The 26,544-nt window shown below is 71.7% G+C and carries 16 protein-coding genes and 2 pseudogenes; 9 read left to right on the forward strand and 9 right to left on the reverse strand.

Annotation, left to right across the window (positions count from 1 at the left end; genetic code table 11):
• Nucleotides 1-691: 691 nt before the first annotated feature.
• Nucleotides 692-1,300 (forward strand): annotated as a pseudogene (locus NQZ70_RS53665) (pectate lyase); the annotation flags it as partial.
• Between the two features lie 41 nt (nt 1,301-1,341).
• On the opposite strand, the gene NQZ70_RS50815 reads toward NQZ70_RS53665, so the two are convergent.
• Nucleotides 1,342-1,971, reverse strand: coding sequence for a TetR/AcrR family transcriptional regulator (locus NQZ70_RS50815; RefSeq protein ID WP_165374582.1), 630 nt, complete (start codon nt 1,969-1,971; stop codon nt 1,342-1,344).
• 112 nt (nt 1,972-2,083) lie between these two features.
• On the opposite strand from NQZ70_RS50815, the gene NQZ70_RS50820 reads away from it, so the two are divergent.
• Nucleotides 2,084-2,695, forward strand: a complete 612-nt coding sequence (locus NQZ70_RS50820) for a peroxiredoxin-like family protein (RefSeq protein ID WP_129580662.1) — start codon at nt 2,084-2,086, stop codon at nt 2,693-2,695.
• Between the two features lie 248 nt (nt 2,696-2,943).
• Nucleotides 2,944-4,428, forward strand: a complete 1,485-nt coding sequence (locus tag NQZ70_RS50825) for a PAS domain-containing protein (RefSeq protein ID WP_129580663.1) — start codon at nt 2,944-2,946, stop codon at nt 4,426-4,428.
• A gap of 54 nt (nt 4,429-4,482) precedes the next feature.
• On the opposite strand, the gene NQZ70_RS50830 is transcribed toward NQZ70_RS50825, so the two are convergent.
• Nucleotides 4,483-7,260, reverse strand: a complete 2,778-nt coding sequence (locus NQZ70_RS50830; protein WP_129580664.1) for a hypothetical protein — start codon at nt 7,258-7,260, stop codon at nt 4,483-4,485.
• A 91-nt stretch (nt 7,261-7,351) separates the two neighbouring features.
• Here NQZ70_RS50830 and NQZ70_RS50835 point away from each other — a divergent pair, with 91 nt between their 5' ends.
• Genes NQZ70_RS50835 through NQZ70_RS50845 form a run of 3 tightly spaced genes read left to right on the forward strand, consistent with a single transcriptional unit; the run spans nt 7,352 to nt 8,534 of the window.
• Nucleotides 7,352-7,633 carry a hypothetical protein gene (locus tag NQZ70_RS50835; RefSeq protein ID WP_165373717.1) on the forward strand — a complete coding sequence of 94 codons (282 nt, stop codon included), beginning with the start codon at nt 7,352-7,354 and terminating at the stop codon, nt 7,631-7,633.
• A gap of 23 nt (nt 7,634-7,656) precedes the next feature.
• Nucleotides 7,657-8,034 carry a metalloregulator ArsR/SmtB family transcription factor gene (locus NQZ70_RS50840; protein WP_129580666.1) on the forward strand — a complete coding sequence of 126 codons (378 nt, stop codon included), beginning with the start codon at nt 7,657-7,659 and terminating at the stop codon, nt 8,032-8,034.
• Nucleotides 8,031-8,534 (forward strand): SRPBCC family protein, encoded by a 504-nt coding sequence (locus NQZ70_RS50845; protein WP_129580667.1) that lies wholly within the window; start codon nt 8,031-8,033, stop codon nt 8,532-8,534. Before NQZ70_RS50840 ends, NQZ70_RS50845 begins: the two co-directional genes overlap by 4 nt.
• Here the strand turns inward: NQZ70_RS50845 and NQZ70_RS50850 are convergent.
• The 3 genes from NQZ70_RS50850 to NQZ70_RS50860 form a co-directional block, all read right to left on the reverse strand.
• Nucleotides 8,504-10,540, reverse strand: coding sequence for a hypothetical protein (locus NQZ70_RS50850; RefSeq protein WP_129580668.1), 2,037 nt, complete (start codon nt 10,538-10,540; stop codon nt 8,504-8,506). The genes NQZ70_RS50845 and NQZ70_RS50850 overlap by 31 nt on opposite strands.
• Nucleotides 10,541-10,662: 122 nt before the next feature.
• Complete coding sequence (locus NQZ70_RS50855) at nt 10,663-13,716, reverse strand: hypothetical protein (protein ID WP_207217686.1); 3,054 nt, start codon at nt 13,714-13,716, stop codon at nt 10,663-10,665.
• Nucleotides 13,717-14,048: 332 nt separating this feature from the next.
• Nucleotides 14,049-16,331, reverse strand: coding sequence for a hypothetical protein (locus NQZ70_RS50860; protein ID WP_165374583.1), 2,283 nt, complete (start codon nt 16,329-16,331; stop codon nt 14,049-14,051).
• A 183-nt stretch (nt 16,332-16,514) separates the two neighbouring features.
• Between NQZ70_RS50860 and NQZ70_RS50865 the strand changes: the two genes are divergently transcribed.
• Entirely contained in the window at nt 16,515-17,045 is a 531-nt protein-coding gene (locus NQZ70_RS50865) for a GNAT family N-acetyltransferase (protein ID WP_129580669.1), read from the forward strand.
• Between the two features lie 87 nt (nt 17,046-17,132).
• A complete protein-coding gene (locus tag NQZ70_RS50870; RefSeq protein WP_129580670.1) occupies nt 17,133-18,776 on the forward strand; it encodes a 5'-nucleotidase C-terminal domain-containing protein in 1,644 nt (547 codons plus the stop codon).
• A 48-nt stretch (nt 18,777-18,824) separates the two neighbouring features.
• On the opposite strand, the gene NQZ70_RS50875 is transcribed toward NQZ70_RS50870, so the two are convergent.
• A complete protein-coding gene (locus NQZ70_RS50875; RefSeq protein WP_237244812.1) occupies nt 18,825-21,596 on the reverse strand; it encodes a DUF2961 domain-containing protein in 2,772 nt (923 codons plus the stop codon).
• Nucleotides 21,597-21,710: 114 nt separating this feature from the next.
• Here NQZ70_RS50875 and NQZ70_RS50880 point away from each other — a divergent pair, with 114 nt between their 5' ends.
• A complete protein-coding gene (locus tag NQZ70_RS50880) occupies nt 21,711-23,063 on the forward strand; it encodes an ADP-ribosylglycohydrolase family protein (protein WP_129580672.1) in 1,353 nt (450 codons plus the stop codon).
• Between the two features lie 46 nt (nt 23,064-23,109).
• Here the strand turns inward: NQZ70_RS50880 and NQZ70_RS50885 are convergent.
• The 3 genes and pseudogenes from NQZ70_RS50885 to NQZ70_RS50895 all read right to left on the reverse strand — a co-directional run.
• Nucleotides 23,110-23,826, reverse strand: a pseudogene (locus NQZ70_RS50885) (ABC transporter permease); the annotation flags it as partial.
• Between the two features lie 107 nt (nt 23,827-23,933).
• On the reverse strand, nt 23,934-25,436 hold the full coding sequence (locus NQZ70_RS50890) for a sugar ABC transporter ATP-binding protein (protein ID WP_129580673.1): 1,503 nt from the start codon (nt 25,434-25,436) through the stop codon (nt 23,934-23,936).
• 7 nt (nt 25,437-25,443) lie between these two features.
• Nucleotides 25,444-26,331, reverse strand: coding sequence for a substrate-binding domain-containing protein (locus NQZ70_RS50895; protein WP_237244813.1), 888 nt, complete (start codon nt 26,329-26,331; stop codon nt 25,444-25,446).
• Between the last annotated feature and the right edge of the window lie 213 nt (nt 26,332-26,544).

The following is a 26,544-nucleotide window of genomic DNA, read 5'->3' on the forward strand; positions in this document are numbered from 1 at the left end:
GCTGTGACGAGCGAAGCGCAGAGCGCCTCCGGACCGGGGGCGCTCGCGAGGCGCCGTCAGATCCTCAACTTACTTGGACAAAAGGATAGGAACGATGAACCTTCGATCGACGTTCGCTCGTCATGTGCTGCTCGCCCTCGGCGCCGCCGGGGTCGTCGCGACCGGCTGCCTCTCGGAAGAGGAAGCCCTGATGGAGATGGGCACCGTGGAGGGCGCGGCGAGCACCGCGCGGCTCGAGGGCGAGTCGCAGTCGTGGTCCACCTCGTCGGGGGACGGCATCGACGCGAGCTCGAGCTCCGTGCGGCTCAAGGCGAACGCCAGCGGCGACCACTTCCAGTTCTCGAAATCGGTGGCCGCGGGGGAGTACAAGGTCGTGGTGCGGTATGCCCAGCGGAACATCTACGGCAATTACCGGCTCGACGTGAACGGCTCCTCCGTGGGGAACCTCGACGGGTATTCCTCCTCGTCGAGCGACAGCTGGAAGACGGTGACGCTCGGCACGAAGAGCCTGTCGGGCAACGTCGCGTTCAAGCTGGTCTCCACCGGCAAGAGCTCCAGCGCGACGGACTACGATATCAAGCTCGACTACATCGAGCTCGTGCCGACGGGCAGCGGCGGCAGCGGCGGCGGTTCGAGCAGCAGCAGCTCGACGTCGAGCTCCTCGTCGAGCGGCGCGGGCGGGGGCGGCGGCAGCACGACGACCGGGAGCGGTGGGGTCGTGAACTCGACGATCGTCGTGCGATCCGGCCAGGTCTACGACGGCGGCGGCAGGCGGTTCATCGCCGGCAGCGCGCTCGGCGACGGCAGCCAGTCCGAGAGCCAGAAGCCGGTGTTCAAGCTGGAGGACGGCGCGGTCCTGAGGAACGTGGTCCTCGGCGCGCCGGCGGCCGACGGCATCCACACCTACGGGAACGTCACGCTGGAGAACATCGTCTGGGAGGACATCGGCGAGGACGCCCTGACCGTCAAGGCCTCCGGCACCGTCGTGCTCAACGGCGGCTCGGCCGTGAACGGCGAGGACAAGGTGTTCCAGATCAACGCGGCCAGCACCTTCCGGGTCTCGAACTTCCGGGCGTCCAACGCGGGCAAGTTCATCCGGCAGAACGGCGGCACCACGTTCAAGGTCGACGTCGTCATCGATGGTTGCGACATCTCCCACATGGATGAGGCCATCTTCAGGACGGACAGCAGCACCAGCACCGTCACGATGAGGAACACGCGGTACAGCGACATCGGCGACGCGCTGTTCATCGGCCTGTCCTCGTCGCGGATCACGACGTCCAACAACACCGAGTACTGACGCCCCACGCAGGCTCGACGCGCCCCCGCAGGCGCGCGGCGCTATCGCGAGCGCTGCTCGCCTGCGTGGAGGCCGCGCAGCACGATCGAGAGCCCACCGAAGAACTCCTGGTCCGGCGGCACGCGCCGCGCGTCGCGGGCCGTCGCCGAGAGGAACGGGTAGTCCTCCTCGGAGAGCGCCGAGAGCTGCACCGTGCCGTCGCCCGAGAGCGGCCCGAGGTGCTCGGCCTGGAGCGCCCCGATGACGTAGCTGATCAGGCTGCGAAAGGCGATGACCCGCTGCGCCCCGGCGAAGCCGGCCTCGGTCAGCACCCCGAGCAGCGCCTCGCCGAACCGGCGCACCCCCTCGGAGCTGTGCCGATGGGTCAGCGTCAGCGGGACCACCGACGGGTGCGCGCGCACGGCGTCGCGCACGCGCGCGACGAGGAGCGCCACCCGCTGCATCCACGGGGCGCGCGCCGGCACCTCGACGTCGACGGCGCCGAGCACCAAATCGACCACCAGCCGCTCGAGCTGCTCGCGGTCGTTCACGTACCGGTAGAGCGCCATCGTGCTCATCCCCAGCTCCCCGGCGACCGCGCGCATCGAGAGCGCCGCGAGCCCCTCACGGTCGATGACCGCGAGCGCGGCGGCGGCGATGCCTGGCTGAGAGAGCGAGCGAGGTCGGGGCATGGCCTTGACAGCGTACATCGTGCGCGTATGTTGAATAAGTATACACCGTACGCCTACGGACCGCCGACAAGAGAGAAGGCGCGTGCGGGAGTGCGGGAGGAGGAAGGGCTCGATGTCCGAGCGGTTGAAGCCCGGCGCCGTCGTCGCCGGGCGGGATCTCGTGAGCGTCACCGGCGCGCCCGTCCGCGTCCCGGATCCCGCGCGGCTGACGCACCTGCAGTTCCGGCGCTTCGCCGGCTGCCCTGTCTGCAACCTGCACCTGCGCTCCTTCGCGCGTCGCCACGGCGAGGTCACCGCCGCGGGCGTCCTCGAGGTGGTGATGTTCCATTCGCCCGCCGACGAGCTGCGCGCGCACGTGGCCGGCCTGCCGTTCGCGGTCGTCGCCGACCCCGACAAGCGGCTGTACGGCGAGTTCGGCGTCGAGTCCGCGCCCCGCGCGCTCCTGGATCCGCGCGCCTATTGGCCGATCCTCAGGGCGATCGCGGCGAGCCTGCCCGCGGTCCTGGCGCGGCGGCGGCCGGCCCCCTCGCTCGATCCGCACGGCGGCCGGCTCGGCCTGCCCGCCGATCTGCTGATCGCGGGCGACGGGCGGGTGGTCGCCGCGAAGTACGGCGAGCACGTCGACGATCAGTGGTCGGTCGACGAGCTCGTGGCCCTGGCGCGCGCGGAGCGGAGCCGCGGGAACTCCGCGGGAAATCGACGTGACGAGGTGACCCCGGGCTGACCGCGCCTCATAGCGATGGCTGTAGCGCCCGCGCGCTGTCAAATGGTATCACCGTGTCTCGGCTCGCTTTCAGCTAGTCTCGACCGTTCCAGCGCCAAGGTCCTCTCGGCAGTCTCCTACCTGTTCGCACCTGGTGTCTTGACGGCGATCGGCGCTCGGTTCGATCGGCGCTCGGTTGTTCCCCCATCGCGAGAGGCTTGCGGAGGCGCGCCGGGAATCGCCCCTTCTGGCCGCCTTGCAAGGAACCGATGGACAACAGGCTCCCCTCGCTCTCGTCGACGACGCTGCTGAACGGCACGCCCACGCCGATGGCGTTGCTCTCCAGCACGGGGGAGGTGATCGCCTGCAGCCCCGCCTGGGAGCAGCGCGTCGGCCCTCCCGGGCAGCTCCTCGAGCGCGTCCATGAAGGCGATCGCGGCGAGCTGTCGGCGCGGATGGCGGCCGCGCGCGCGGCCGCGGGCAGCACCTCCGCGACGGCGCGCCTCGTGGACGGCCGCGGTGAGAGCACCCCGCTGCGATGGACCCTGTGGCGCGCCGACGACACGGCGCTCTGGGCCGCCGTGCAGCCCGATCGCGAGGCGTGGGAGACGCAGGCGCGCATCCTCGTCGACGTGTTCCAGACCATGGATGCGGTGATCTGGGCCGTCGACAAGGCGGGCGTCCTCCAGGTCTCCGAGGGCAACGGGCTCGCGCACTTCGGGATCAAGCCAGGTCAGATCGTCGGAACGACCATGCGCGATCTCTACGGCGAGGGCTCGCAGGTCCTCGAGCTGTGCAGGCGCGTGCTCGCCGGCGAGACGATCCGCACGGACACCGTGGCCGACGGCGTGCACTGGATCGTGCACTACGCGCCTCGCCGCGGCGAGGACGGCGAGGTCGACGGCGTCCAGACCTTCGGCATCAACCTGGCCGACCACGTGACCCTCGCCGCGCAGGCGGAGCTGCTCCGCACCTGCATCGACAGCATGCCGATCATCATCTGGGCGTTCGACAAGGACGGCATCTGCATGGTGGCGCAGGGCGGGGCGCTGGCGCAGGTCGACGCCGTGGAGCGAAACGGCGTCGGCAAGCACATGGTCGAGCTCTGCGGCAGCTCGGCCGACGTGCGCGAGGCGTTCCAGCGCGCCCTCTCGGGGGAGATCGCGCACACCGAGCAGCTCCGGCAGGACAGGGTCTGGCGGACCCGGTTCGTCCCGCAGAAGGACGTCCTCGGCGAGATCATCGGCGTCGGCGCCATCAGCGAGGATGTCACGCAGCAGCGCCGCGTGGAGCAGCAGCTGCGGGAGCAGCTGCGGCTCACCCAGCAACAGCAAGAGTCGATCGCGCGGCTGTCGAGCCCGATCATCGAGGTCTGGCAGGACGTGCTCATCGTCCCCTTGATCGGCTCGGTCGACGCCGATCGTGCGGCGATGGTGATGGAGTCGCTGCTCGCGGCCGTCGTGGAGCGGCAGGCGGCCTTCGCCGTCCTCGACCTCACCGGCCTCGATTCGGTGGACACGACCACGGCGCAGCACCTCATCAAGATCACGAACGGGCTCACGCTGCTCGGCTGCCGGGCCGTGGTCACCGGGATCCGGCCGCCGGTCGCGCAGACGATGGTCGGGCTGGGCTTCGATCTCTCGCAGGTATGCACGCTGCGCAGCCTGAAGGAGGCGCTCCGCTGGTGCATGAGCGAGGCGCGCCGCGGGTCGAGCGAGGCGCGCCTCGGGTCGGGCGCGGCGCGGCGCGGCTGAGGCCCCGCGCCGCGCCGGCCGGGTCGCGCGCGCGGCGAGGCGCGCGCCGCCCGCTCACCCGGGGCTCGACGGATCCGCCGGATCCGTGCCGGCGTCGCGCTCGTCGCCGTCGCGGATGCCGTCGCCGTCGCGGTCGACGCCGCACCGCGGGCCCGAGCCGGGCGGCATGCACGTGTACGTCACGCGGTGCCCGGTGAGCACCGAGAACCAGCGCAGGCCGACGTCGCCGACCGGCGGGGCCGCGCTCCGATCCGTGATGAACAGGCCACCTCCGGCGTAGAGCAGGCCGACCTCCTCCAGGAGGAATGGGACCTTCGCGACGAGGTCGCACTCCCCGGCCTCGGCGCGCTCGACGAGCAGGTCGACGCGCGGCCAGGCCGCCGCCGCGTTGTGCGCGCCGAGCGTGACCTGCTGGCCGACGATCGGCGCGAGGTTCGTGTCGAACGCGAGCATGAACTCCACCGCTTGCCGGCGCAGGACCTCCCCGGAGGGGCCGAGCGGGAAGCCGTTCGGCGAGAACTCGCTCTCCTCGAAGCCGATCGCCTGGTGGAACCGGAAGAGCGTGTCCATGACGCCATCGTGCATGAACCCGAAGCCGCGGATCTGGTCGCCCATGAAGCCGTTGTCTCCCGGGTGGAAGAGGCTCGGGACCGCGGCCATGCCGAACATCCCGACCTTCTGGTACATGTTGCGCAGGTGGGGGTTCTTGAAGCTCTGACCGTTCTCCTGTCCGATGCTCGAGCCGTCCGACCCGAAGAAGCCGGGGAACGCCTCGCCGGCGGCGGCGTTCCCGTCGGGGTCCAGGGTGTGGCAGGTCGCGCACGAGAACGTGCCGTCTCCGCCCTCGCGGACGAAGTGATCGCGCCCGGCCTGCTGATCGGGGGTGAGGGAGTTGTCGAGGTTCCGTACCGGGTTCGGCGGATACGTCAGCTGGAGGATGAAGTCGGTGAACGCCTCCATGTCGTCGTCCGGAATGGGCGCGTGCCGGCCGAGCAGGTTCGTGAAGCCGGCCTGGAACTTCTTGAACGCCGCGCGCTCGTTGAACGTCCCGCTGTCCGGCTGCGCCGTGGGCTCGTCGTTGCCGCCCGTGCGGTCGCCGCGCCAGTGCATCGGCCCGTGGTTGGCCATCCCGCGCAGGCTCTGGGTCGTCATCGGCCCCTTCATGGGCTTGAGCGTGGTGTCGGCGGGGAACGGCGGGTTGATGCTCGTGAACGGCCCGGGGTTCGCCTGGGTGGTCGCGTCCGGGTTGCCGAGGTCCCAGGCGAGGCTGTCGAGATCGCCGAACACGTGGCAGCTCGCGCACGACGAGTCGCCGTGGCTCGAGGAGAAGCGCGCGTCGTGGAGGAACACCCGCCCGCGGACCACGCTCTCTGGCTCGGGGTTGTGGAGCGGGAGGTGCGCGAGCTCGGCGCGCGTGGTCGTGTCGACGATCGAGATGGAGTTGTCGAAGCGCGTGAGCACGTACAGCCGGCCGCGCGGCTGATCGAGCGCGAGCCCGCTCGGCCCGCCGCCGGTGACCGGGATCTGGCTCGCGAGGCTCGGCGTGAAGGTGTCGCTCTCCAGCTGGGCCGTGTCGAACACGCCGACCTTGCTCGACCCGAACGCGGCCACGTAGAGCTTCGAGCCGTCGCTGGTCACCGCCATGTCGAGCGGAGTGGCGAGGCTCTTCTCGCTCTCCGCGTTGGGGACGGGGGCGCAGCACGTCGAGTAATCGATGTGCTTGTTCAGGTGTCGCGGCAGGGCGGCGCCGCCGCCGAGCACGGTGATCCGGCTCTCGTGCAGGTGCCCGCGGACGCTCGATCCGGCGAAGGTGCCCGGGCCCTCGAAGCGCTCGAGGTTGAACGCCTCGGTGTTGGAGACATAGACCTTTCCGTTCGCCGGGTTGACGACCATGTTGTAGAGGATGGTCCCCACGCCGGTGAAGTAGCCGGCGCTGCCGGGGCGCTGCCGCGGGGGGGTCGCCATGGCGTCGATGACGAAGACGTCCTTGTCCGGCAGCGAGAACATGACCTCGTCGTCCCAGGTGCGGCCGGCGATATCGACCCAGTGGTCGCCGTCGTGGCGGACGATGAGCGACGTCGCCGGCTGCGGCTCGCCGAGGAAGTTGGTGAGCGGCGGCGGCAGCCCGCCGCCCTCCTCCACGAGCACGCGGTGCACGGCGGTGGTGCGGTTGCCGGTGTGGAAGCCCGCGGCGTACACCGAGGCCCCGTCCGGGCTGACCGCGAGCGCCCTCGGGGTGTCGGTGAAGAAGGTGAGGATGGTGAGGGGCGAGCCGCCGAGCGAGGCGTCGTTCACGACGGTGCCGGCGTTGAAGACCCAGACGTCCGCGCGGCCGACCCCGGGCGTCGTCAGCTGCGGATCGAGCGGCGCGTTCTGGCCCCGGTGGGCGGTGGTGACGAACGCGCGCGAGCGCCCGGGGCCCGCGAAGACGATGTCGCGCGGCTCGTCCCCGACGAGGAGCGTGCGCACGACGCGCGGATACCGCGGAAACGACACGTCGACGACGCTGACGCTGTCCGAGAGGTGATTGACGACCCAGACCTCGTGGTTGTTGCGCGCGGCGACGGCGACGGGCTCGAGGCCCACGCTGACGGAGGAGAGGTGGGAGAGGCCGCCCGAGGTGACGCGAAAGATCTCCAGGCGGTTGTCGGGCGTATTGGCCGCGAGGAGCAGGGTGCGGTCGGGCGAGAGCGCGAGCGGCCTGACCTGGCCGCTCTCGAAGAGCGTATACGACGGAGCGGCCTCCGCCTGGCGCCCGGCCAGGAGGCCCGCGAAAGCGGCGGCGGTGACCAGCAGGGAACTGGGAGAGCGTGGATGACGATGTAGGAACATCCTGACCTCCTTGCGGGGTGAAAGCGAGATATCCCCTCACGATAGAACCGCACGGCTGCGTTCTGGAATCAAGTGTTTCGTGCATTCGTCGATGCGCGAGGACCCGCATTCGTCTGGTTCCGGTTCCGGTTCCGGTTCCGGTTCCGGTTCCGGTTCCGGTTCCGGTTCTGATTCCGGTTTCGGCGCGGCGCTTTTTTGGATCGGCGCATGCATTGGCCGAATGGCGGTGAGCGCCCATTGCGTGGGCGCTCACGTCGCGCGCAATGAGCGGCGCACCCACCGCCCGGAGCGCGCCGCGCGGCTCGAGGTGTGCCGTGCGGCTTCGGGCGCGACGCGCGGCTCGGAGAGCTCCGCGCCGCTTGACGATGCGTAACAAATCGGTTACACGTTTGTCCGATGGATGCGGTTGCCCAGGCGCTGGCGGACCCGATCCGGCGGGAAATCCTGCGGATGCTGCGCGGCCGCACCGCCTCGGCCGGCGCCATCGCCGGCGCGTTTCCGGTCAGCCGCCCGGCGGTCAGCCGGCACCTGCGGGTCCTGCGCGAGGCGGGCCTCGTGCGCGACGTGCAGCGCGGCCGCGAGCGCGAGTACAGCCTGGACCTCGGCGCGCTCGCCGAGCTCGAGGCGTTCCTGCGAGAGCTGCGCGAGGAGAGCCCGTGGCACCGCCGGTTCGACGCGCTCGAGACCGAGGTGCACCGCGTCGGCCGGCAGCGGCGCATGGCGGCCGCGACCCCGTCCCACAACGAAACGAAGCGAAGGAAGGAGACAGCATGAGCCCCCGACCCACCGGCCGCGTCCGGAGCACGGCGACTGGCGCCGATCTCGTCATCCAGCGAAGCTTTCGCGCGCCCATCGAGGACGTCTGGCAGAGCGTCACCGCGTCCGAGAGCACGGCGCGCTGGATCGGCCCGTGGGAGGGGGAGGCGGGGCCCGGCAAGACGGTGCGCCTCCAGATGGCGTTCGAGCAGGGCGCGCCGTGGTGCGACATGGCGATCGACGCGTGCGAGCCGCCGCACCGCCTCGCGCTCTCGGCCAAGGACGATCACGGCGAGTGGCGGCTCGAGCTGTCGCTCGCGGCGAAGGGCGAGACCACCGAGCTCACCTTCGTCCAGCACCTCACCGAGCCCGCGCTCGCCGGCGATACCGGGCCGGGCTGGGAGTATTACCTCGACATGCTCGTCGCTTCCCGGCTCGGCGAGCCGCTGCCGAGCTTCGCCGACTATTACCCGTCGCAGCGCGATTACTACCTGGGCGACGCGCGCACGCAGGAGTAGCCGGCCGCGCGGGGGCTCGGCGGATCCGAGCCCTGCTGCGGCGTCGCTCGCCTCGACGGCGTGGCGTCGGCTCCTCCGCGATCTCGCCTGAGCCTGAGTCGCCCCCGCGCCGCCATGGCGAGGCCGAGCGTCGCGAGGACGGCGGCCTCCAGCGCGCCACCGAGCGCGGGCTGGCGCCGCGCGAGCGCGCAGCCGCTGGACGCCGGAAGCTCGCCCTCTGGAAGCTCGGGTGATCCTGCCGCGGGCGCGCTCGCCACGCGCGCGCCGGCTTCACCGATCCTCATCGTCGACAGGGCGGCGTGGGCGGAGCGCGCGCTCGTGAACGACGCACCGGTGGAGCCGCCCGCCTCGCCGGCGCCGCCGCCCTCGCCCTCGCCGCTCGACCCGTCGTCGACCCGGAACAGCGTGTTCCCCATCACCACGTACCAGGCGCCCTCGAACCAGCGTGCGTGTCCCAGGTGCGAGCCGATCTCGCGCGGAGCGGCACCGGCGGCGCCGAGGTAGCGCTTCGGCGGGGTGAGGAACATCACCTCGCCGGTGTCGCTGATGCCGTCGTGTCCCAGGCGCGCGGGCGGATCGTCGAGCTGGCTGGGGGTGCTGGAGCTGAGCTGGTGCTGCGCGCCGCTCGGGGTCCTGAGCCAGACCTGCTCCGCGCCGCGCGAGCCCTTGAGAAACACGATGTAACCTGCGTGGAGCTGGTAGGCGCCCGTCTGGGCGCCCTCGGGGCGCGCGACAGGGACGACGCCGAGCGGCACCTGCCCGGAGGGCGTGGCCAGGATGCTTTGAGGCTGGCCGGATCTGAGGATCTTCGTGAATGCCACATTGATCCCGTCCGTCACGGGGCGCGTCATTTCATCCCCGCTCGTGGCCAGCAGCGTGCTCGTTCCATTCCTGCGCGTGTAGAGCGACCAGCGGCCATTCACATACGCGAAGAGCCCATCCTCGGCGATATCCATGCTGGGGGGGTCCAGCGCGACCCCGAGCGCGAGCTCGGCGGTGCCCGACGCGAGATCGCGCACGTACGTACCGCTGCCCGAGTAGGCCATGGCATCGCCGCTCACGAACGCGACGCGGCCGTTCTCCGCCAGCTTCAGCAGGGCGCCGTGGCGCCACTCGTAGACGGCGCTCGGGGGGCGATCGATGGCGGGCGGCGCCGGCACCTCCATCACGGCGCCGGCGCCGGTGAGGAACGCCCTCGTGGCGTCGTTGAACTGGTACGGATAGGGTAACTTCATGACCCGCGTGGTGGCCCGCGTCGCCCGATCGAGCACGAAGAGCTCCTCTCGCCCCTTGGTGAACAGGATCCGCGTCCCGTCGAAATCGAGGATGCGTCCGGGCACCTCGTCGATCACCTCGAGCAGCGGGCTGGCCTCGACGTGGATCGTCGGCCCGTGGAGATCCATGCTGCTATGGATGTCCAGCACCTGGAATTTCAGATTGAATTTACGGCCGCTGTACGCGCTGAGGTCGACGACGGTATCGAGCGCCGTGGTGGCCCGCGCGAGCTCGACCGAGGTCGACGGGCTCGTGTCGTAGAAGGTGGCGGTGGCCCGGATGGAGCAGTCCGCCGGGTGGTCGTCGACGCAGGTGGCGGCGATCCGGAGCGACGGATGGGCGACCGCCTCGTGCGTCGGCGCCAGGACCTGGGCGGTGGGTGTTTGGTCCTGGAACACGGTGCGCTGCGCGGACACGCTGGTTCCCTCGACGTCGGTCGCCGTGACGGTGAGGGGGTGCTCGCCATAGGGCAGCCCGAAGGTCGAGATGCCCGCCTTGTAGGTGGTGCCTCCGGTGTTCGTGAGGATCACCGATCCTGCGCCGAGCTGCGCCTGGACGCGCGCGATCTGGACCGTGGAGCTCACCTCGACGCGGACATTGACATACGTGTGGCTCCATGCGTGCTGCCCGGGCTCCACGAATGTTACGACGATGGCTGCCCAGGCCGCGCGCGCGGGCAGCATGGCGAGCGCGCAGAGCAGCGACGCCAGCAGAAAGCGGATGACTCGCATGCCTCTCCTTACCTCCCGCACCTCACCGGTGCGTCTCTTCGGATGATCGTTCGGGAATTCCTCTGCTCCGCGGCCGTACGGCGGCCCGGGCGCGGTGGTCGCGCCCGCCGCGCCCGGGGCGCTCAGGGGGTCATCGTGGCGACGAAGACGTCGGTGCCGGCCGCGTACGGTATGGGCCCGCTGCCGAAGTCGGTGGCCCCCTCGACTGCGCCGGTGAGGGCGATGGTGCCGTTCGGGGAGAGGACGATGTCCTTCGCGCTGGCGTCGAAGCTGTCCGTCCAGAGGGCCGTGCCGCTGGGGTCGAGCCTGGAGAGGCCGTCGCCGGCGATGACGATGCTGCCCGAGGGCTCGAGGGCGAGCGCGTCGCCGAAGGGGATGGGCAGGCTGAAGACGTGCTCGCCCGCGGCGTCGAGCTTGATGAGGACGGGCCCCTCGGGGAGCACGCCGCCGCCGAAGTCGACGGTCCCGTCGGTGTAGCCGGTCAGGAGGATGTCATCGTCGGTGTTGACGGCCAGGGCGAGGGCGGACGCTCCGATGTTCGTGTCGGCGGGGTCCGAGGGGCCGAACTGGCGGCTCCAGACCACGTCGCCGGTCGGGGTGAGCTTCTGGACAGTGAACTGGTGAGCGTAGGGGCAGGACGGGTCCTCGGCGATGGACGAGCTCGCCGTGATCACGAACCCGGCGCTATCGACCGCGAGGAGGGCGTTGTCGCTCTGATGCTGGCCGTCGAAATGGTACAGGACTGCCTCGGTGAGCGGCTTGCTCCAGAGCAGGTTCCCTGCGCTGTCCAGCTTCGTCAGGGAGGCGTTCGTCGAGTCCCAGTACCCCGCGATCAGGACAAACGTCACATAGATGTCGCCGAGCGCGTCGACGGCGAGTCGTTCGAAGGCTTCGCCAGCGCTCAGGCCCGACACGGATTCACGGCTCCAGAGGTGATTCCCCTCGGGGTCGAGCTTGGCGAGGAAGGCTGCTGGGACGAGAGGGGACGAGAGCGCGCAGCCGCCCAAGCTCATGCCCAACTCCGAGCCGGTATTACCGTAGGTGCCGGCCAGCAAGATGTTGCCGCTCTCGTCGACGGCGACGGCCTGGCCTGCTTCGGGGAAGCGGCTGCCGAAGCGCTTGCTCCAGAGCAAGGCGCCGGAGGGGTCGAGCTTGAGGAGGAACACGTCCGTGAGGCCGGCGCTGGTCAGCGGGCCGGCGCCGAAGTCGACGGTCCCTTCGAAGGAGCCGGTGACATAGTAGTTGCCGGCGGCGTCGCTCGCGATCGACCAGCCTGCGTCGGCGCCGGTGTCGCCGTAACCTCGCGACCACGGCGGCTGCAGAGGACAGTGGGGCTCGCCGTCGCAATCCTCGTCCTCCGGCGTCGCGCAGATCTCCGCGGCGGGCGTCACCTCGCCGACGCAGGGACCGTACCCGGCACCGTCGGGAAGGCAGGTCTGCGCACCAGGAGCGCAGCGCCCGACGCCCCGGGTCCCGGCGGGGCCGGTGTAACACGCGACGACGGAGCCCGGCGCGCACGTCGCAGGCGGGTCGCCGCCGCCCGCGCCGGTCGACCCTGCGCCGTCGCCGCCTTCGCCGTCGTCGCCGCTCCTTGGCGGGTTGAACGTGGCGACATAGGCGTCGGCATACCCTCCACCATAGGTGATCGGGCCGGTCCCGAAGTCCATGGGGCCCGCCGCGTGGCCGACGACGCCGACCGCGCCGTTCGGGGACCAGGAGATATCCTGCGCATAGGCATCGAAGCTGACCGACCAGAGCTCCGTCCCGCTCGCGTCGAGCTGCGCGAGGCCGACTCCGCCGATGATGATATCGCCGGAGGGAGCGAGCGCGATCCTGTCGCCGAAGCGGACCGAGCGGCTGAACATGGGCTCGCCCGCGGCATCCAGCTTGAGGAGGACGGAGCCGGCGGGGAGGACGCCGCTGCCGAAGTCGACGGATCCATCCGTGTCGCCCGTCACGAAGATCTCGTCTTCCGCATTGATCGCCACCGCGTGCGCCGTCACGCCGCCGCCCAACCAAGGGTCCGAGCTGGATTGGTAATGTTGCAACCAGAGCAGATCGCCCGTCGGAGCGTACTTGGAGACGACGAACTGGCTCGAAATGAAGTCAGAGATGCTCGAGCCTTGGGTCACGACCGCCACCGGGTTGCCGGCGCTGTCGAGCGCGAGCCGCGCGCCGCCGACGTAGTATCCTGGTAGCCTCGCTACCCAGAGGGTGCTCTTGCTCGCGGCGTCGATCTTCATGAGGTGGGCGGTCTCCGACCGGAGGTACACGACGTACAGATCGCCGCGAGCATCGACGGCGATCTGCTCGACGGAGTACACGTCCGGAATAAAATAGGGGCCATTGCTCCAGACGTGGTTGCCGTCGGGATCGAACTGGGCAACGAAGAAGGAGGTGAAAAAGTCGTCGATGGCGGGGAGATGACACCCGTTCAGATCGAGGCCCGGCTTTCCCAACAAGACGCTGTACCTGCCGGCGAGGAGGACGTTGCCGTTCTCGTCGACCGTCAGGGCGCTTCTGCGGTCGTCGCCCTCGGTCCCGAAGCGCTGGCTCCAGAGCACCGAGCCCGCGGCGTCGAGCTTGAGAAAGAAGATGTCCGACTGTCCTGCGCTGGTCAGAGGGCCGGTACCGAAGTCGACGGTTCCTTCGAAGGAGCCGGAGACGTAGAAGTTGCCGTAGGCGTCGCTCGCGATGGCCCAGCCCTGGTCGTTGCCAGGGCCGCCGAAGCCCCGCGCCCAGGGCGGCGGCTGAGCGCAGCGGGGCTCGCCGTCGCAGCTCTCGTCCTCCGGCGTGGCGCAGCGCTCTCGAGCGGGTGTCACCTCGCCCGTGCATGGGCCGTAGCCGAAGCCGTCGGGGCGGCAGGTCTGCGTCCCGGAGGCGCAGCGCCCGACGTCCCTGGTCGCTGCAGGGCCGGTGTAGCAGGCGACGACCGAGCCCGGTACACAGGTGTCCGGCGAGCCGGCGCCGCTGCTCGAGCTGCTGCCGCCGGTGCCGGGCGCGCCGCCGGTGCCGCCGGTGCCGGGCGCGCCGCCGTCGCCGCCGTCGCCGGGCGCGCCGCCGGTGCCGGGCGCGCCGCCGGTGCCAGGCGCGCCGCCGGTGCCAGGCGCGCCGCCGTAGCCGCCGGTGCCGGGCGCGCCGCCGTCGCTGCTCGAGCCTCCCGCACCATCGATCACGCTTCCGCCGCTTACCCCCGGAGAGCCGCCGCTGCCGCCAGTGCCAGCTTCGCCGCCGCTGTCCCCTCCGCGGCCGATAGGCTCGCACGCGATGAGGCCGGCGAGCGCCGCGATGGTCAGGGCGGACGCGGCCCACTGGCGACCCCTGCGGGTCGAACCATTACGTTCGATGTATCCGGCCATGCCGGCTTCGTTGCCCGGCAGGTGCGCCGCATTCATGCGGCCTCGACGAGGGAGCGGTTCGATTCCTCGCCTCGTCCCGCAGCTGCGAGCATCGCTGCGCAGTCGTGTCCTCCTGCTGGAGCTCGACACAGGTCGACGGCGCTGGGCGCTCAGGGGGTCAGCGTGGCGACGAAGGCGTCGGTGCCGGCCGCGTACGGTATGGGCTCACTGCCGAAGTCGGTGGCCCCCTCGACAGCGCCGGTGAGGGCGATCGTGCCGTCGCCGCTCCTTGGCGGGTTGAACGTGGCGACATAGGCGTCGGCATACCCTCCTCCATAGGTGATCGGGCCGGTCCCGAAGTCCACGGGGCCCGCCGCGCGGCCGACGACGCCGACCGCGCCGTTCGGGGACCAGGAGATATCCTGCGCAAAGGCATCGAAGTTGACCGACCAGAGCTCCGTCCCGCTCGCGTCGAGCTGCGCGAGGCCGACTCCGCCGATGATGATATCACCGGAGGGAGCGAGCGCGATCCTGTCGCCGAAGCGGACCGAGCGGCTGAACATGGGCTCGCCCGCGGCATCCAGCTTGAGGAGGACGGAGCCGGCGGGGAGGACGCCGCTGCCGAAGTCGACGGATCCATCCGTGTCGCCCGTCACGAAGATCTCGTCTTCCGCATCGATCGCCACCGCGTGCGCCGTCACGCCGCCGCCCATCCAAGGGTCCGAGCTGGATTGGTAATGTTGCAACCAGAGCAGATCGCCCGTCGGAGCGTACTTGGACACGACGAACTGGCTTGGAAAGAGATCCGTGATGCTCGAGCCTTCGGTCACGACCGCCACTGGGTTGCCGGCGCTGTCGAGCGCGAGCCGCGCGCCGCCGACGTAGTATCCTGGTAGCCCCTCTACCCAGAGGGTGGTCTTGCTCGCGGCGTCGATCTTCATGAGATAGGCGCTCTCCCACTGGAGGTACACGACGTACATGTCGCCGTGAGCGTCGACAGCGATCTGCTCGACGGAGTACATGTCCGAAGAAGGATAGGGGCCATTGCACCAGATGGGGTTGCCGTCGGGATCGAACTGGGTAACGAAGAAGGCGGTGTAATAGTCGTTGACGGCGGGGAGATGACACCCGTTCAGATCGAGGCCCGGCTGGTCGGGCAGGACGCGGTAGCTGCCGGTGAGGAGGACGTTGCCGTTCTCGTCGACCGCCAGGGCGCCTCCGCGCTCGTTGTCCTCGGTCCCGAAGCGCTGGCTCCAGAGCACCGAGCCCGCGGCGTCGAGCTTGAGAAAGAAGATGTCCGACCGCCCGGCGCTGGTCAGAGGGCCGGTACCGAAGTCGACGGTTCCTTCGAAGGAGCCGGAGACGTAGTAGTTGCCGTAGGCGTCGCTCGCGATGGCCCAGCCCTCGTCGCTGCCGGGACCACCGAAGCCCCGCGCCCAGGGCGGCGGCTGAGCGCAGCGGGGCTCGCCGTCGCAGCTCTCGTCCTCCGGCGTGGCGCAGCGCTCTCGAGCAGGCGTCACGTCGCCCGTGCATGGGCCGTAGCCGAATCCGTCGTGGCGGCAGGTCTGTGTCCCGGACGCGCAGCTCCCGACACCGTTCGTCCCGGCAGGGCCGGTGTAGCAGGCGACGACCGAGCCCGGCACGCACGTGCTCGGCGAGCCGCCACCGCCGGTCGAGCTGCTGCCGCCGCCGGTGCCAGGGGCGCCGCCATCGCCGCCGGTGCCAGGGGCGCCGCCATCGCCGCCAGTGCCGGGGGCGCCGCCATCGCCGCCAGTGCCAGGGGCGCCGCCATCGCCGCCGGTGCCAGGGGCGCCGCCATCGCCGCCAGTGCCGGGGGCGCCGCCATCGCCGCCGGTGCCAGGGGCGCCGCCATCGCCGCCAGTGCCGGGGGCGCCGTCATCGCCGCCGGTGCCAGGGGCGCCGTCATCGCCGCCAGTGCCGGGGGCGCCGCCGTCGCCGCCGGTGCCAGGGGCGCCGTCATCGCCGCCAGTGCCGGGGGCGCCGCCGTCGCCGCCGGTGCCAGGGGCGCCGCCGTCGCCGCCGGTGCCAGGGGCGCCGCCGTCGCCGCCGGTGCCAGGGGCGCCGCCGTCGCCGCCGGTGCCAGGGGCGCCGCCATCGCCGCCGGTGCCAGGGGCGCCGCCATCGCCGCCGGTGCCAAAGGCGCCGCCGTCGCCGCCGGTGCCAAAGGCGCCGCCGTCGCCGCCGGTGCCAGGGGCGCCGCCATCGCCGCCAGTGCCAGGCGCGCCGCCATCGTTGCTCGATCCACCCGCGCCATCCGCGCCGCCGCCGCTGCTTACCCCCGGAGAGCCGCCGCTGCCGCCCGGGCCTGCTTCACCGCTGCTGTCCCCTCCGCGGCCGATAGGCTCGCACGCGGTGAGGCCGGCGAGCGCCGCGATGGTCAGGGCAGACGCGGCCCACTGGCGAGCCCCGGGGCGCGAGCCACGACGTTCCATGTCTTCGGCCATGGTCGCTTCGTTGCTCGATAGGCGCGCCGCATTCATCCCGACGCCGCGACGATGCGCCTCGACCGTTCCTGCCCTGGCGCGGCGACCGCGCGCCTTGCTACCCTGCGGTGTCGTCCCGGTGGCCTTCGAGGCGGATCGGTCATCGGGGCTGAGCAGGCCAGAGGAATTGCCATGGCGGATTTCATCTCAGTTGCTCTCGAGGAGGCGACCTCGGCCGATGCCCTGCTGCTGTCCAACCTCCTCGAGCTGTACATTCACGACCTCAGCGACGTGTTCCCCGGCCTCGAGCTGGGGCCGGATGGGCGTTTCGGGTACGACAAGCTCGCTCTTTACTGGTCCGAGCGGGAGCGCCGGTTCGCCTTCATCGTCCGGTGTGCCGGGCGCATCGCGGGCTTCGCCCTGACGACGCGGGGCTCACCGGCGGCGAATAACCCGGATGTCCTCGATGTCGCCGAGTTCTTCATCTTGCGTCGGTACCGCCGTTCCGGCGTGGGCCGCCGGGCGGCCGTCCTTCTATGGCAGCGCTTTCCGGGCGAGTGGACCGTGCGCGTCTCCGAGGGGAATGCGGGCGCTCTCGCGTTCTGGCGCAGCGTCGTCGCGGAGTTCACGAGCGGCGCTGCGACGGAGACGACGCGTCCGGGCAGTCCGCATCCCTGGCGGGTGTTCTCCTTCGAGAGCGTGCCGGAGCGCATTACCCTCTGACGCTTCCGCGGCGCGCTGGTGGATCCCCGGGCGCCGCCGTGCGCGCGGAGGGCACGGCCCCGCGCGCTGGGCTATCTTCAAGGGGACATGACCGCCAGCGAACAAGGCACGCCCAGAGGCCCCTCTCTGCGGATCGTCTGCGTGAACGACGTCTACGCGCTCGACAACCTCCCGCGCCTCGCGAGCCTCGTGAGGCACCACGCCGCCGGGCCGGCGGATCGCTTCATCGCCGTGCTGGCCGGCGACTTCCTCGCGCCGAGCCTGCTGTCGAGCCTCGACCACGGCAGGGGCATGGTCGACTGCATGAACGCGGTGCCGATCACGCACACGATCTTCGGCAACCATGAGGCCGACATCGAGCTCCCGGAGCTCAGGGCGCGGGTGCAGGAGTTCCGGGGAACGTGGCTCAACACGAACATGCCCTCGTTCACGCCGGCGCTGCCCACGCACGAGATCCTCGAGATCGCGAGCCCCGGCGGGCGCGCGGTCCGGGTCGGCCTCCTCGGCCTGCTCGTCCACGTCCAGGGCCTGTACCGGCGGGGCGCGTTCGGGGGATGCGCCATCGAGCCGGCGAACGAGGCGGCCGTCCGCTGGGCCGAACGGCTCGTCCGCGAGGAGGGCTGCGCCTGCGTGATCCCGATAACGCACCAGAGCCGCGACGCGGATCTCGCGCTCGCGCGGACGCAGCGCGATCCGCCCTTTCCCGTGATCCTCGGCGGCCACGAGCACGAGGTGCTCATCGACGACGTGGACGGCTGCTGGGTCGTCAAGTCCGGCACCGACGCCGCGAGCGCGGCCGTCATCGATCTCGCGTGGCCCGCCGAGGCGCCGCCCGCCGGGGGGCCCGACCTGCCCGCGGTCACCGTCCGGCTCGAGGACGTCCGCGCCTATCCCGAGGATCCGGCGATGCGTGAGCGCGTCGACCGCCACATGCAGCTCGTGCGCGACCTCGACGCGGCCACCCTCCTCCGGCTCCCCCCGGGGAGCGCGCTCTCGTCGATCGGCACGCGGACGCGGCAGACCTCGCTCGGGACGCTCCTCTGCTCGCGCATCCGGGACGCGCTCGAGGCGGACGGGTGCCTCTTCAACGGCGGCGGCATCCGCGGGGGCCGCGAGTACCGCGAGCGCTTCACCTACGGGGATCTCAAGGCCGAGGTGCCCTTCAGCAACGAGCTCGTGGTGGTCCGCTTGCCCGGCAGCGTCGTGCGCGAGGCCGTCGCCGCGTCGCGGTCGCGCGCCCCCGCCCAGCACGCCGGCTTCCTCCAGCTCGACGACCGGATGGCGATCGACGACCGGGGCGTCCTGACCGCGATCGGCGGCCTGCCGCTGGTCGACGATCGCGCGTACCGGATCGCCCTCCCGCGAGCGCTCCTCGGCGGCATGGATGACATCGCCCCGCTGATCCGCTTCGCCGAGGCGCACCCGGAGGAGGTGCCGCCGGCGGACACCGGGCGCGAGCCGAAGCTCGTCCTCGTCGAGTCGTTCGCCGTGGAGCTCTGGCGCCAGCTCGGGCCCTTCGATGCGATCGACACCGACCACGACGGCCGCGTCTCGGCCGAGGAGCTGAGGGCGGCCGTCTCGCGGGCGACCTCCGAGACGCCGTCGGAGGTCGTCGTCGGCGAGCTGCTGAAGGTGCTCGACCGGGACGGGGACAGGCTCGTGACACGCAACGAGGCCGGCGCGCGCGCCCCCGCGCCGGCCGCGGGGGCGCGCGGTCCATCCGACCCGTGATGGCGCTCTCGGCGCCGCCGTATCGACGCCCGCCCCGCGCGGCGCGGCTCAGAGGCCGAAGAGCTCCTGGAGGAACACGCCGCCCTTGCCGGGCCCTGCGTGGGTGAAGAACAGGCGCCCCGCGTCGAAGCTGCCCCCCTCCGCGACCCACTCGGCCGCGTGCGCGCGCAGCCGGGCGACGGGGTGCGGGGGGAACGCGAACGGCGAGCGCGAGCGGTAGACGAACGTGGCGTCGACGTCGACGGGATAGCTCGTGACCGTCAGGTAAAACCACCCTTTGCGCGCGAACACGAACGGCGACTCGGTATGACCGCTGTTGCTCATCGCGGTTTCCGGCCCGAGCGTGAGCGCCATGGCCGGCGGGCTCCAGTGGGCGAGGTCCAGCGACGTGCGGTAAGCGACGCCGCTCAGGCGCGATTCCCGCGACGCGCAGCGCGTATAATACACCACCCACAGATCGCCGAGCCGGACGAGCATCGGATCGCGGGCGACGCAGATGTCCTCGAAGAGCGTCCCTCCGTGGCGGGTCCAGGTGAGCCCGTCGCGCGATCGCGCGATCCGGAAGCCGGAGCGGTCGGGGTCGGGCGTGCCCACGTGAAAGATCATCACGAGGCCGCCGTCGCGGTCCCGGACCACGTGCGGGGCCCAGATCCAGCGTTCGTCGGGGAGGGCGCGGGTGGAGAAGCGCTCGGGCGCCAGCGCGAAGCTCGGCGAGGCGGCTTCGACCCAGCGCGCCGGCCCGGGCTCTGCCGCCGTCGCCAGGACGAACTCGACCTCGGTGTCTGGCCGGTAGGGCTCGCGGTTGAAGATGCCCGTGAGGAGCCAGCGGCCGTCGGAGAGCTGGACGATCGAATGATCGTTCACGTAGGACGGCGCCTCGCGGAGGGCATTGGCGTCGAAGATCTTCCTCGCGGGGCCCTGCGTCAGCTGCGGCGCGGGGGGCCCGGAGAAGAACCGCAGCGTGTAGCCGCGCTCGCTCCACGGCGCGGGGGAGCTCCGCGCGTCGATCTCGAGGACCGGGCGCTTGTCTGCGCCGCATCGGCCGGGGAGCAGATCGACCCAGAGCGCGTCCTCCGCGAGCGGCCGGACCGGGTTCGCCTGCATCTCGTGGATCACGCCGACCTCCCGCCCGTCGAGCCGCACGCGCGCCGTCTGGGGGGCCTTCGCCGCGGAGTACGCGCGGAGGAGCAAGAGCCCGCGCGCCTCGGGCGGGCAGTCGACCTCGATCCGGGTGATCCCGCGGCCCTCGCGCGACCGGGAGACCCGCCGGAGCTCCGAGCGCTCGGCGTCGAAGGCCGCGCGCGCGCGGTGCCGCCTGCCTTCGAGGTGGACCTCCTGCTCGCCGATCTCCCGAGGATCCGCGAAGGCGTAGGCGAGGCCCAGCGAGCGCGCCCGCAGCGGCGTATAGGCGCCGGTCGGGCCGGCCTCGATGCCGAAGCGGATGCCGGAGCGGCTCACGATGGGGTCGGCCACGTGCAGGCGGTACAAGGAATGCTCGAACAGCGCGTTCCGCCAGCGATTCTCGGGATGGATGACGATGAAGCGGAGCAGACCGCTGAACGGGTTATGGTGCGCGCCCAGGAAATAGAAGCCGCCGTTGAAGTAATCCTCGGTGCCGGTCCCGATCTGCAGGGGGTACGACATCCTGTCGGTCCGGATCATCTCGTCCCCCTCGAGATAGGTCCGGTCGTTGGGGCGGCCGCCGCTGAGGTGCTCCAGGAGGGCGACGAGCTGGAGCGGCCCCTCGCCCTCGAAGAGGGGCATCGTCGTCTCGCGTCCGGGGGCCACCTGATCGCGGTATTGCGCGAGGAGCCGCACGCCGCTGCGGGCGGGCGCGAGGTCGACGGCCGCCTCGAGGCCCGCGATGGACGCCCCGGGCGCGGCCCCGAGCGACAGCACCTCTCCCTCCGCGAGCGGAATGGGCAGGCGCGTCGCGAGACGGCCGAACCCTGCGGCATCGGGCGCGCGGGCGGCGTGCAGCGCGCTCCGGAAGGTGGTCCACCCGCCGTCGGCCTCGGCGCCCGTGCTGGCCAGGCCGAAGAAGAACGACGCGGGCACCGGCGGCTGCTCACCGATCCTCACGTCCAGGTCTTTCAGGCTCCCCGCGGGGATCCGGAGATCGATGCCCGATACCGTCGCTGGGCCGATCGCCAGGACGAGCGGTGCGCCGGGGCTCGGGGCCTGCCGGTGCGTGGGGGCGGGCAGGGTGGCGGTCCAGTCCTCGATCATGAACCCCGCGAGCTCCTCGGGCGTCGGGCCCGACGCGGCGCCGGGGCCCTCGCGGTAGGTGACCTGGTAATAGATGGGGACGCCGCGGAAGCGGACCTTGGCCTCGCTGGACCAGGCGAAGGGGACGTAGCTGGTGAATGCGCCCGAGCTCGCGTCGACGCCGAGCACGAGGGGCGGCTTCCAGGGGCCGCGGCCCTCGAAGAAATCGTGAGGTGAGCCGCGGAAGGCCGTGCGCCCGTCGATCTCGATCCAGAGCTCCTGATCCGGCTTGTCGAGCTCCGCGCGCGGGGCGGTCATCCATATCCGCGTGATTCTCCCCTCGCCGCGGGCATGGAACAGGACCCGGTGCTCCCCCTCCTGCGCGACCCCAGGGCGATATCCATCGTTGTTGCCACCCGCGGGGTCGTGGGTGGTCACGCTCCGGGATATCCACCCGGGGTGAAAGGAGAGCAGATCCTCCAGCACCGGAGCGATCGACGCAGCGCCCGGCGCGACGGCGAGGGCCCCGCCGAGGAGATGGCGGCCCGCGCTGGAGACGAGGAGGTCCAGGCGTGCGCCCGCGGCGCGCGCGATGTGCTGCCCGATGCTCATGAGCACAACCTAAGGGTGCGATCGGCGCCGGGGGAGCGGGCTCGGCACCTCGCTTGCATTAACGCGAGGCGAAACCAGGCGCGACGCTCCGGGCGCGCATTCAAGGAGTGATTCATGCGCACTCGTGGCGGCCCTCGCCTCCTCGAAGGAACATGCCGCATCGCGCCTTCCGCGCGCTGGCGCGGCCCGCTGCTCACGCTTCTTTCCATCGCGTCGCTCGCGGGCGCGGGCGGGGCGCCGGCAGCTCCCGTGGAGCAACGCGACCTTCCGGGAATCTCCTCCAGGGCGCGCGGGCAGCTCGATCGCGCAGCCTACGCCGAGCGGCTCCGCGCGATGTGGCTCGGCGAGTGCATCGCGAACTGGACGGGGCTGACGACGGAGGGCGTCCGCGTCGAGCGCCCCTTCTTCACCGACGCAGACTGGGGGACTTCCCAAGGCCGCAACGGGGCGCGGATCGACTTCGTGCTCCTCGACCCCTGCCCGGCCGATGACGACACCGATATCGAATACGTCTACTTGCACCTCATGACCGAGGCGAGGACGTTGTTCCTGTCTCCCGAGGCGATCCGGGACGGGTGGCGAGCGCACATCAACGATTTCATCTGGGTCTCCAACCGGAGGGCGCGCGACCTCCTGGAGCGAGGCGTGCTGCCCCCCAAAACGAGCGACCCGGCGCTCAACCCGGACGCGCTCCAGATCGACGCGCAGCTCACCACGGAGATCTTCGGCGCCCTCGCGCCCGGCATGCCGGAGCTCGCGCTGCGGATCGCCGACCTCCCCATCCGGACCACGGCGCGCGGTCACGCCGCGCACGCCGCGCAGTTCCATGTCCTCCTCTTCTCGCTCGCGGCGACCGTCGATCCGGACAAGCCGCGGCGCGAGGAGATCGTGCGCATCGTCCGCGAGGCCAGGAGCTACCTGCCGGATGCGTCGAAGGCCGCCGATGTCATCGATTTCGTGCTCTCGGCGTATCTATCGGCGCACGATCCCGAGGATTGGGAGAGCGTCCGCGACGCCATCGCGGATCGCTATCAGGAGCGGGCCCGGGAGCACGGCTTCGTCTATCGAGGGTTCACGGAGTCCGCGATCAACCTGGCGACCGGGACGATGGCCCTCCTGTTCGGCGGGGGGAGCTTCCGGCGCACCGTCCAGATCGGCACCCTGTCCGGGTGGGACTCCGACAACGGCACGGCGACGATGGGCGGGCTCGTGGCGCTCATCGGCGGCATGGAGGAGCTGCACCGCGCCTTCCCGGGGGCGCGGCTCGCCGAGCGTTACCGTATCCACCGCACGCGTCCGACCCTGCCGGACCGGCTGCCGGAGGATCCCGAGGCGGAGGACACCTTCACGGCGATCGCGCAGAGGATGGTCGCGCTGGTGGATCTCGCGGCGCAGGCTGACAGCCCGCGGCCGCTCGGGCGCCGCGCGCGCGACGCACCCGATCGACGGCCACCGCGGCCACGATGATCGCGCCCGTCGCGATCTCCTGCACCCAGCTCGGCAGCCCGAGGTGGACGCCGCCGGTCCGGATGACCGTGATGAGCAGCGCTCCGACCACGCTCCCCGCGACGCTCGCCTCGCCGCCCGAGAGCGGCGCGCCGCCGATGACGACCGCCGCGATGACCTCGAGCTCGAGGCCCACCGAGTCCGTCGGGTCGCCCACCGTCAGCGTCGAGAACTCCATCACGCCCGCGACGCCGGCGAGGAGGCTCGACAGGGTGTACACCGCAACCTTCACGCGCCCCGTGTCGATGCCGCACAGCCGCGCCGCGGCCTCGTTGCTGCCGACCGCGAGCACGTGGCGCCCGAAGCGCGTGAAGGTGAGGACGGCGAAGACGAGGAGCGCGAGCGCCGCGGTCATCCACAGCCCGGGCGCGGCGAGGTCGGCCGAGAGCAGCGCGTCGAGGCCGCGCGGATCGGCGTCGATCTTCTGCTCGGACGCGAGCCCCTTCGCGGCGCCGCGGAGCGCGCTCATCGTGCCCAGCGTCACGACGAAGGGCATCATCCGCGCCCGCCCCACGAGCGCCCCGGCGACGACGCCCGCGAGGCCCGCCGCCGCCGTGGCGGCGAGCGCCGCGGGCAGCGCCGGCACCCCCGCGCGCAGGAGCGTCGCGAGGACGACCGTCGTGAACGCGACCAGCGAGCCCGTGGAGAGGTCGATCCCGCCGGTCGCGATGACCAGGGTCATGCCGACGGCGCAGATGCCGACCACCACCGTCTGCCGCGCCATCGTGAGCAGGTTCTGGCTGCGCAGGAACGTGTCGGGCGTGAGCGCCGCGAAGAGCGCGTAGACGAGCAGAAGGGCGACGAGCGGGCCGAGCCACGGCGGGCGCTTCTTCACGAGGAGGCCTCCAGGAGGAGCGACGCCGCGGTCCACGACGCCGCGGGCCGCGGCGGATCGAGGGTCCCCCGGCGGAGGACCGCGATGCGGTCGCACGTCGTCACGAGCTCGTCGAGCTGGCTCGACACGAGCACGATGGCCTTGCCGGCGCCCGCGAGCCCGCGGAGCAGCGAGAGCACCTGCGCCTTGCTCGGCACGTCGATGCCGCGCGTCGGCTCGTCGACGAGGAGCACGTCGACGTCCTCGCGGAGCAGGCGCGCGAGCTGGACCTTCTGCTGGTTGCCGCCCGAGAGCTCGCCGGCGCGCTGATCCGGCCCCGCCGCGCGGATCGCGAGCGCTTCGATCCAGCGCGCCGCCTCCGGGAGGAGCGACCTCGGCGCGGCGAAGCGGGGCGCGCGCGGCGAGAGCCAGATGTTCTCGGCGATCGAGCGGCCGAGCATCAGCCCCTCCCCGCCGCGATCCTCGCTGAGGAGGCCGATCCCGCGGGGAGCGCGCAGCGTGACCGTGCCGCTCTGCTTCGGGTCGAGCCCCGCGAGGATGCGGAGGAGCTCGGTCCGGCCCGAGCCGACGAGGCCGGCGATCCCGAGGATCTCCCCCCGGCGCAGCGTCAGCGACGCGCGCTTCGGCCGCTTCACGCCGGAGACGTCCTTGACCTCGAGCACCACCTCGCCGCCGCCCGGCGGCGCCGCCTCGGACGCCGCGCGCTCGCGGGCGCCCTCGAGCGCGCGGCCCAGCATCTCGCGGACGATCTGCGCCGGCTCGGTGTCGCGCGGATCGCCTTCCCCGGCGACGCGGCCGTCGCGGAGCACCGTGTAGCGGTCCGCGTGCGCGCGCACGTCCGCGAGGAAGTGCGTCACGAGCAGCACCGCGAGGCCGGCGTCGCGCAGGGCGCGGACGCGGTCGAACAGGCGCGCGGCGTCCGCGTGGCCGAGGCTCGAGGTCGGCTCGTCGAGGACGAGCAGCCGCGCCGCGAGCCGCCCGCCCTCGCGGAGGCCGCCTTGCGCGAGCGCTCGCGCGATCTCGACGAGCTGCTGATCGGCGACGCCGAGCTCCCCGGCCGGCGCGTCGAGCGGCACGCGGTCCGGGCGCTCGGCGACGAGCGCGATCGCTTCCCGGGCGATGGCGCGGGCGCGCGCGCGGTCGCGGATCCCGGGCCGCGCGCGCGCGGCCGGCTCGATCCCGAGCACCACGTTGTCCGCGACCGAGAGGTGGGGGCAGAGCGTCCGCTCCTGCGGGACGAGGACGACGCCCGCGCGGCGCGCGCCTTCGGCCGAGGCCGGCGCGTACGGCGCTCCCCCGAGCCGCACCGAGCCCGCGTCGGCGCGCTCCACGCCGAGCAGGATGCGGGTCAGCGTGCTCTTGCCCGCGCCGTTCTCGCCGAGGAGCGCGTGGACGCTCGCGGGCGCGATCCGCAGCGAGACGCCGCGCAGCACCGCGCTCTGGCTGAACGCCTTGGCGAGGCCGGCCGCCTCGAGGAGGGGCGCGCGCTCTGCCGTCACGGGCCGCTCACTCCCCGAGCCACCGGGCGAGGTCGGGCTTCACGATGTCCTGCACCGCCGGGTCGTCGAGGTCCTGCTTCGTGACGACGCGCGCCCCCGTGTCGATGCGCTTCTCGATCGGCTCGCCGCGGAGGTGCGCCGCCATCGTCTTGACCGCGACGTACCCCATGTGGAACGGGTTCTGCACGACGAGCGCCTCGATGTCGCCCTCGCGCAGGGCGCCGAGGAGCTTCTCCGACGCGTCGAAGCCGACGAGCTTCACCTGGCTCGCGGCGCCCGTCTTGCGGAGCGCCTGCAGCATCCCGAAGGTCGTCGACTCGTTCGGCGTGAACACCCCGGCGATCGTCCCCTCCGCGGCCTTGTGGGCGAGGAGCAGGCTCTCGCTCTTGTTGAACGCCGTCTCGGTGGTGGCGCCGCCGTACTGGTTCACGCTCGCGAGCGTGATGCCGGGCATCGCGCGCACCGCGTCGAGGAAGCCGTTCTCGCGGCCCTGCGTGCTCGCCGAGCCCTCCTGGTAACGGAGCATGAGGACGTTGCCCTTCCCGCCGATCGCCTTGCCGAGGTGCTCTCCCGCGAGCTTGCCGGCGCCGTGGTTGTCGGTCGCGACGAAGCTCGCGTGCTCGTCGCCGGCGAGGTCGGAGTCGAACACGACCACCGGGATCTTCGCCTGAGTCGCCGCGTGCACCGGCGCCTTCAGCGCCGTGCCGTTCAGCGGCGCGAGCACGATGCCGGACACGCCCTGCGCGACGAAGCTCGAGACGACATCGATTTGACCCTTGAGGTCGTCTTCCCTGAGCGGCCCCTTCCATACGATGTCGACATCGAGCTCGCGCGAGGCCTTCACCGCGCCCGCGTGCACGCTCTTCCAGAACTCGTGCGTCGTCCCCTTCGGCACGACGGCGATGCGGAGGCGTGCGCCGCTTTTAGGCCCTGCGCCTGCGTCCGTCGACGTCGTATCTGGCGAGGTCTTCGAGCATGCAGTGAGAACGGTGATCGCGAAAACGCACGCGAGGAACCTGGCGTTCATCGGTGCGCGAGGATAGTCGACGGATCGCGGTCGCGCTCGCGCTGGAGAGCTCGTCGGCGTTATCAAATCGGCTGCAGAAGC

Source organism: Sorangium sp. So ce836, assembly GCF_028553905.1.
In the GTDB taxonomy this organism is placed as follows: Bacteria; Myxococcota_A; Polyangia; order Polyangiales; family Polyangiaceae; genus Sorangium; species Sorangium cellulosum_D.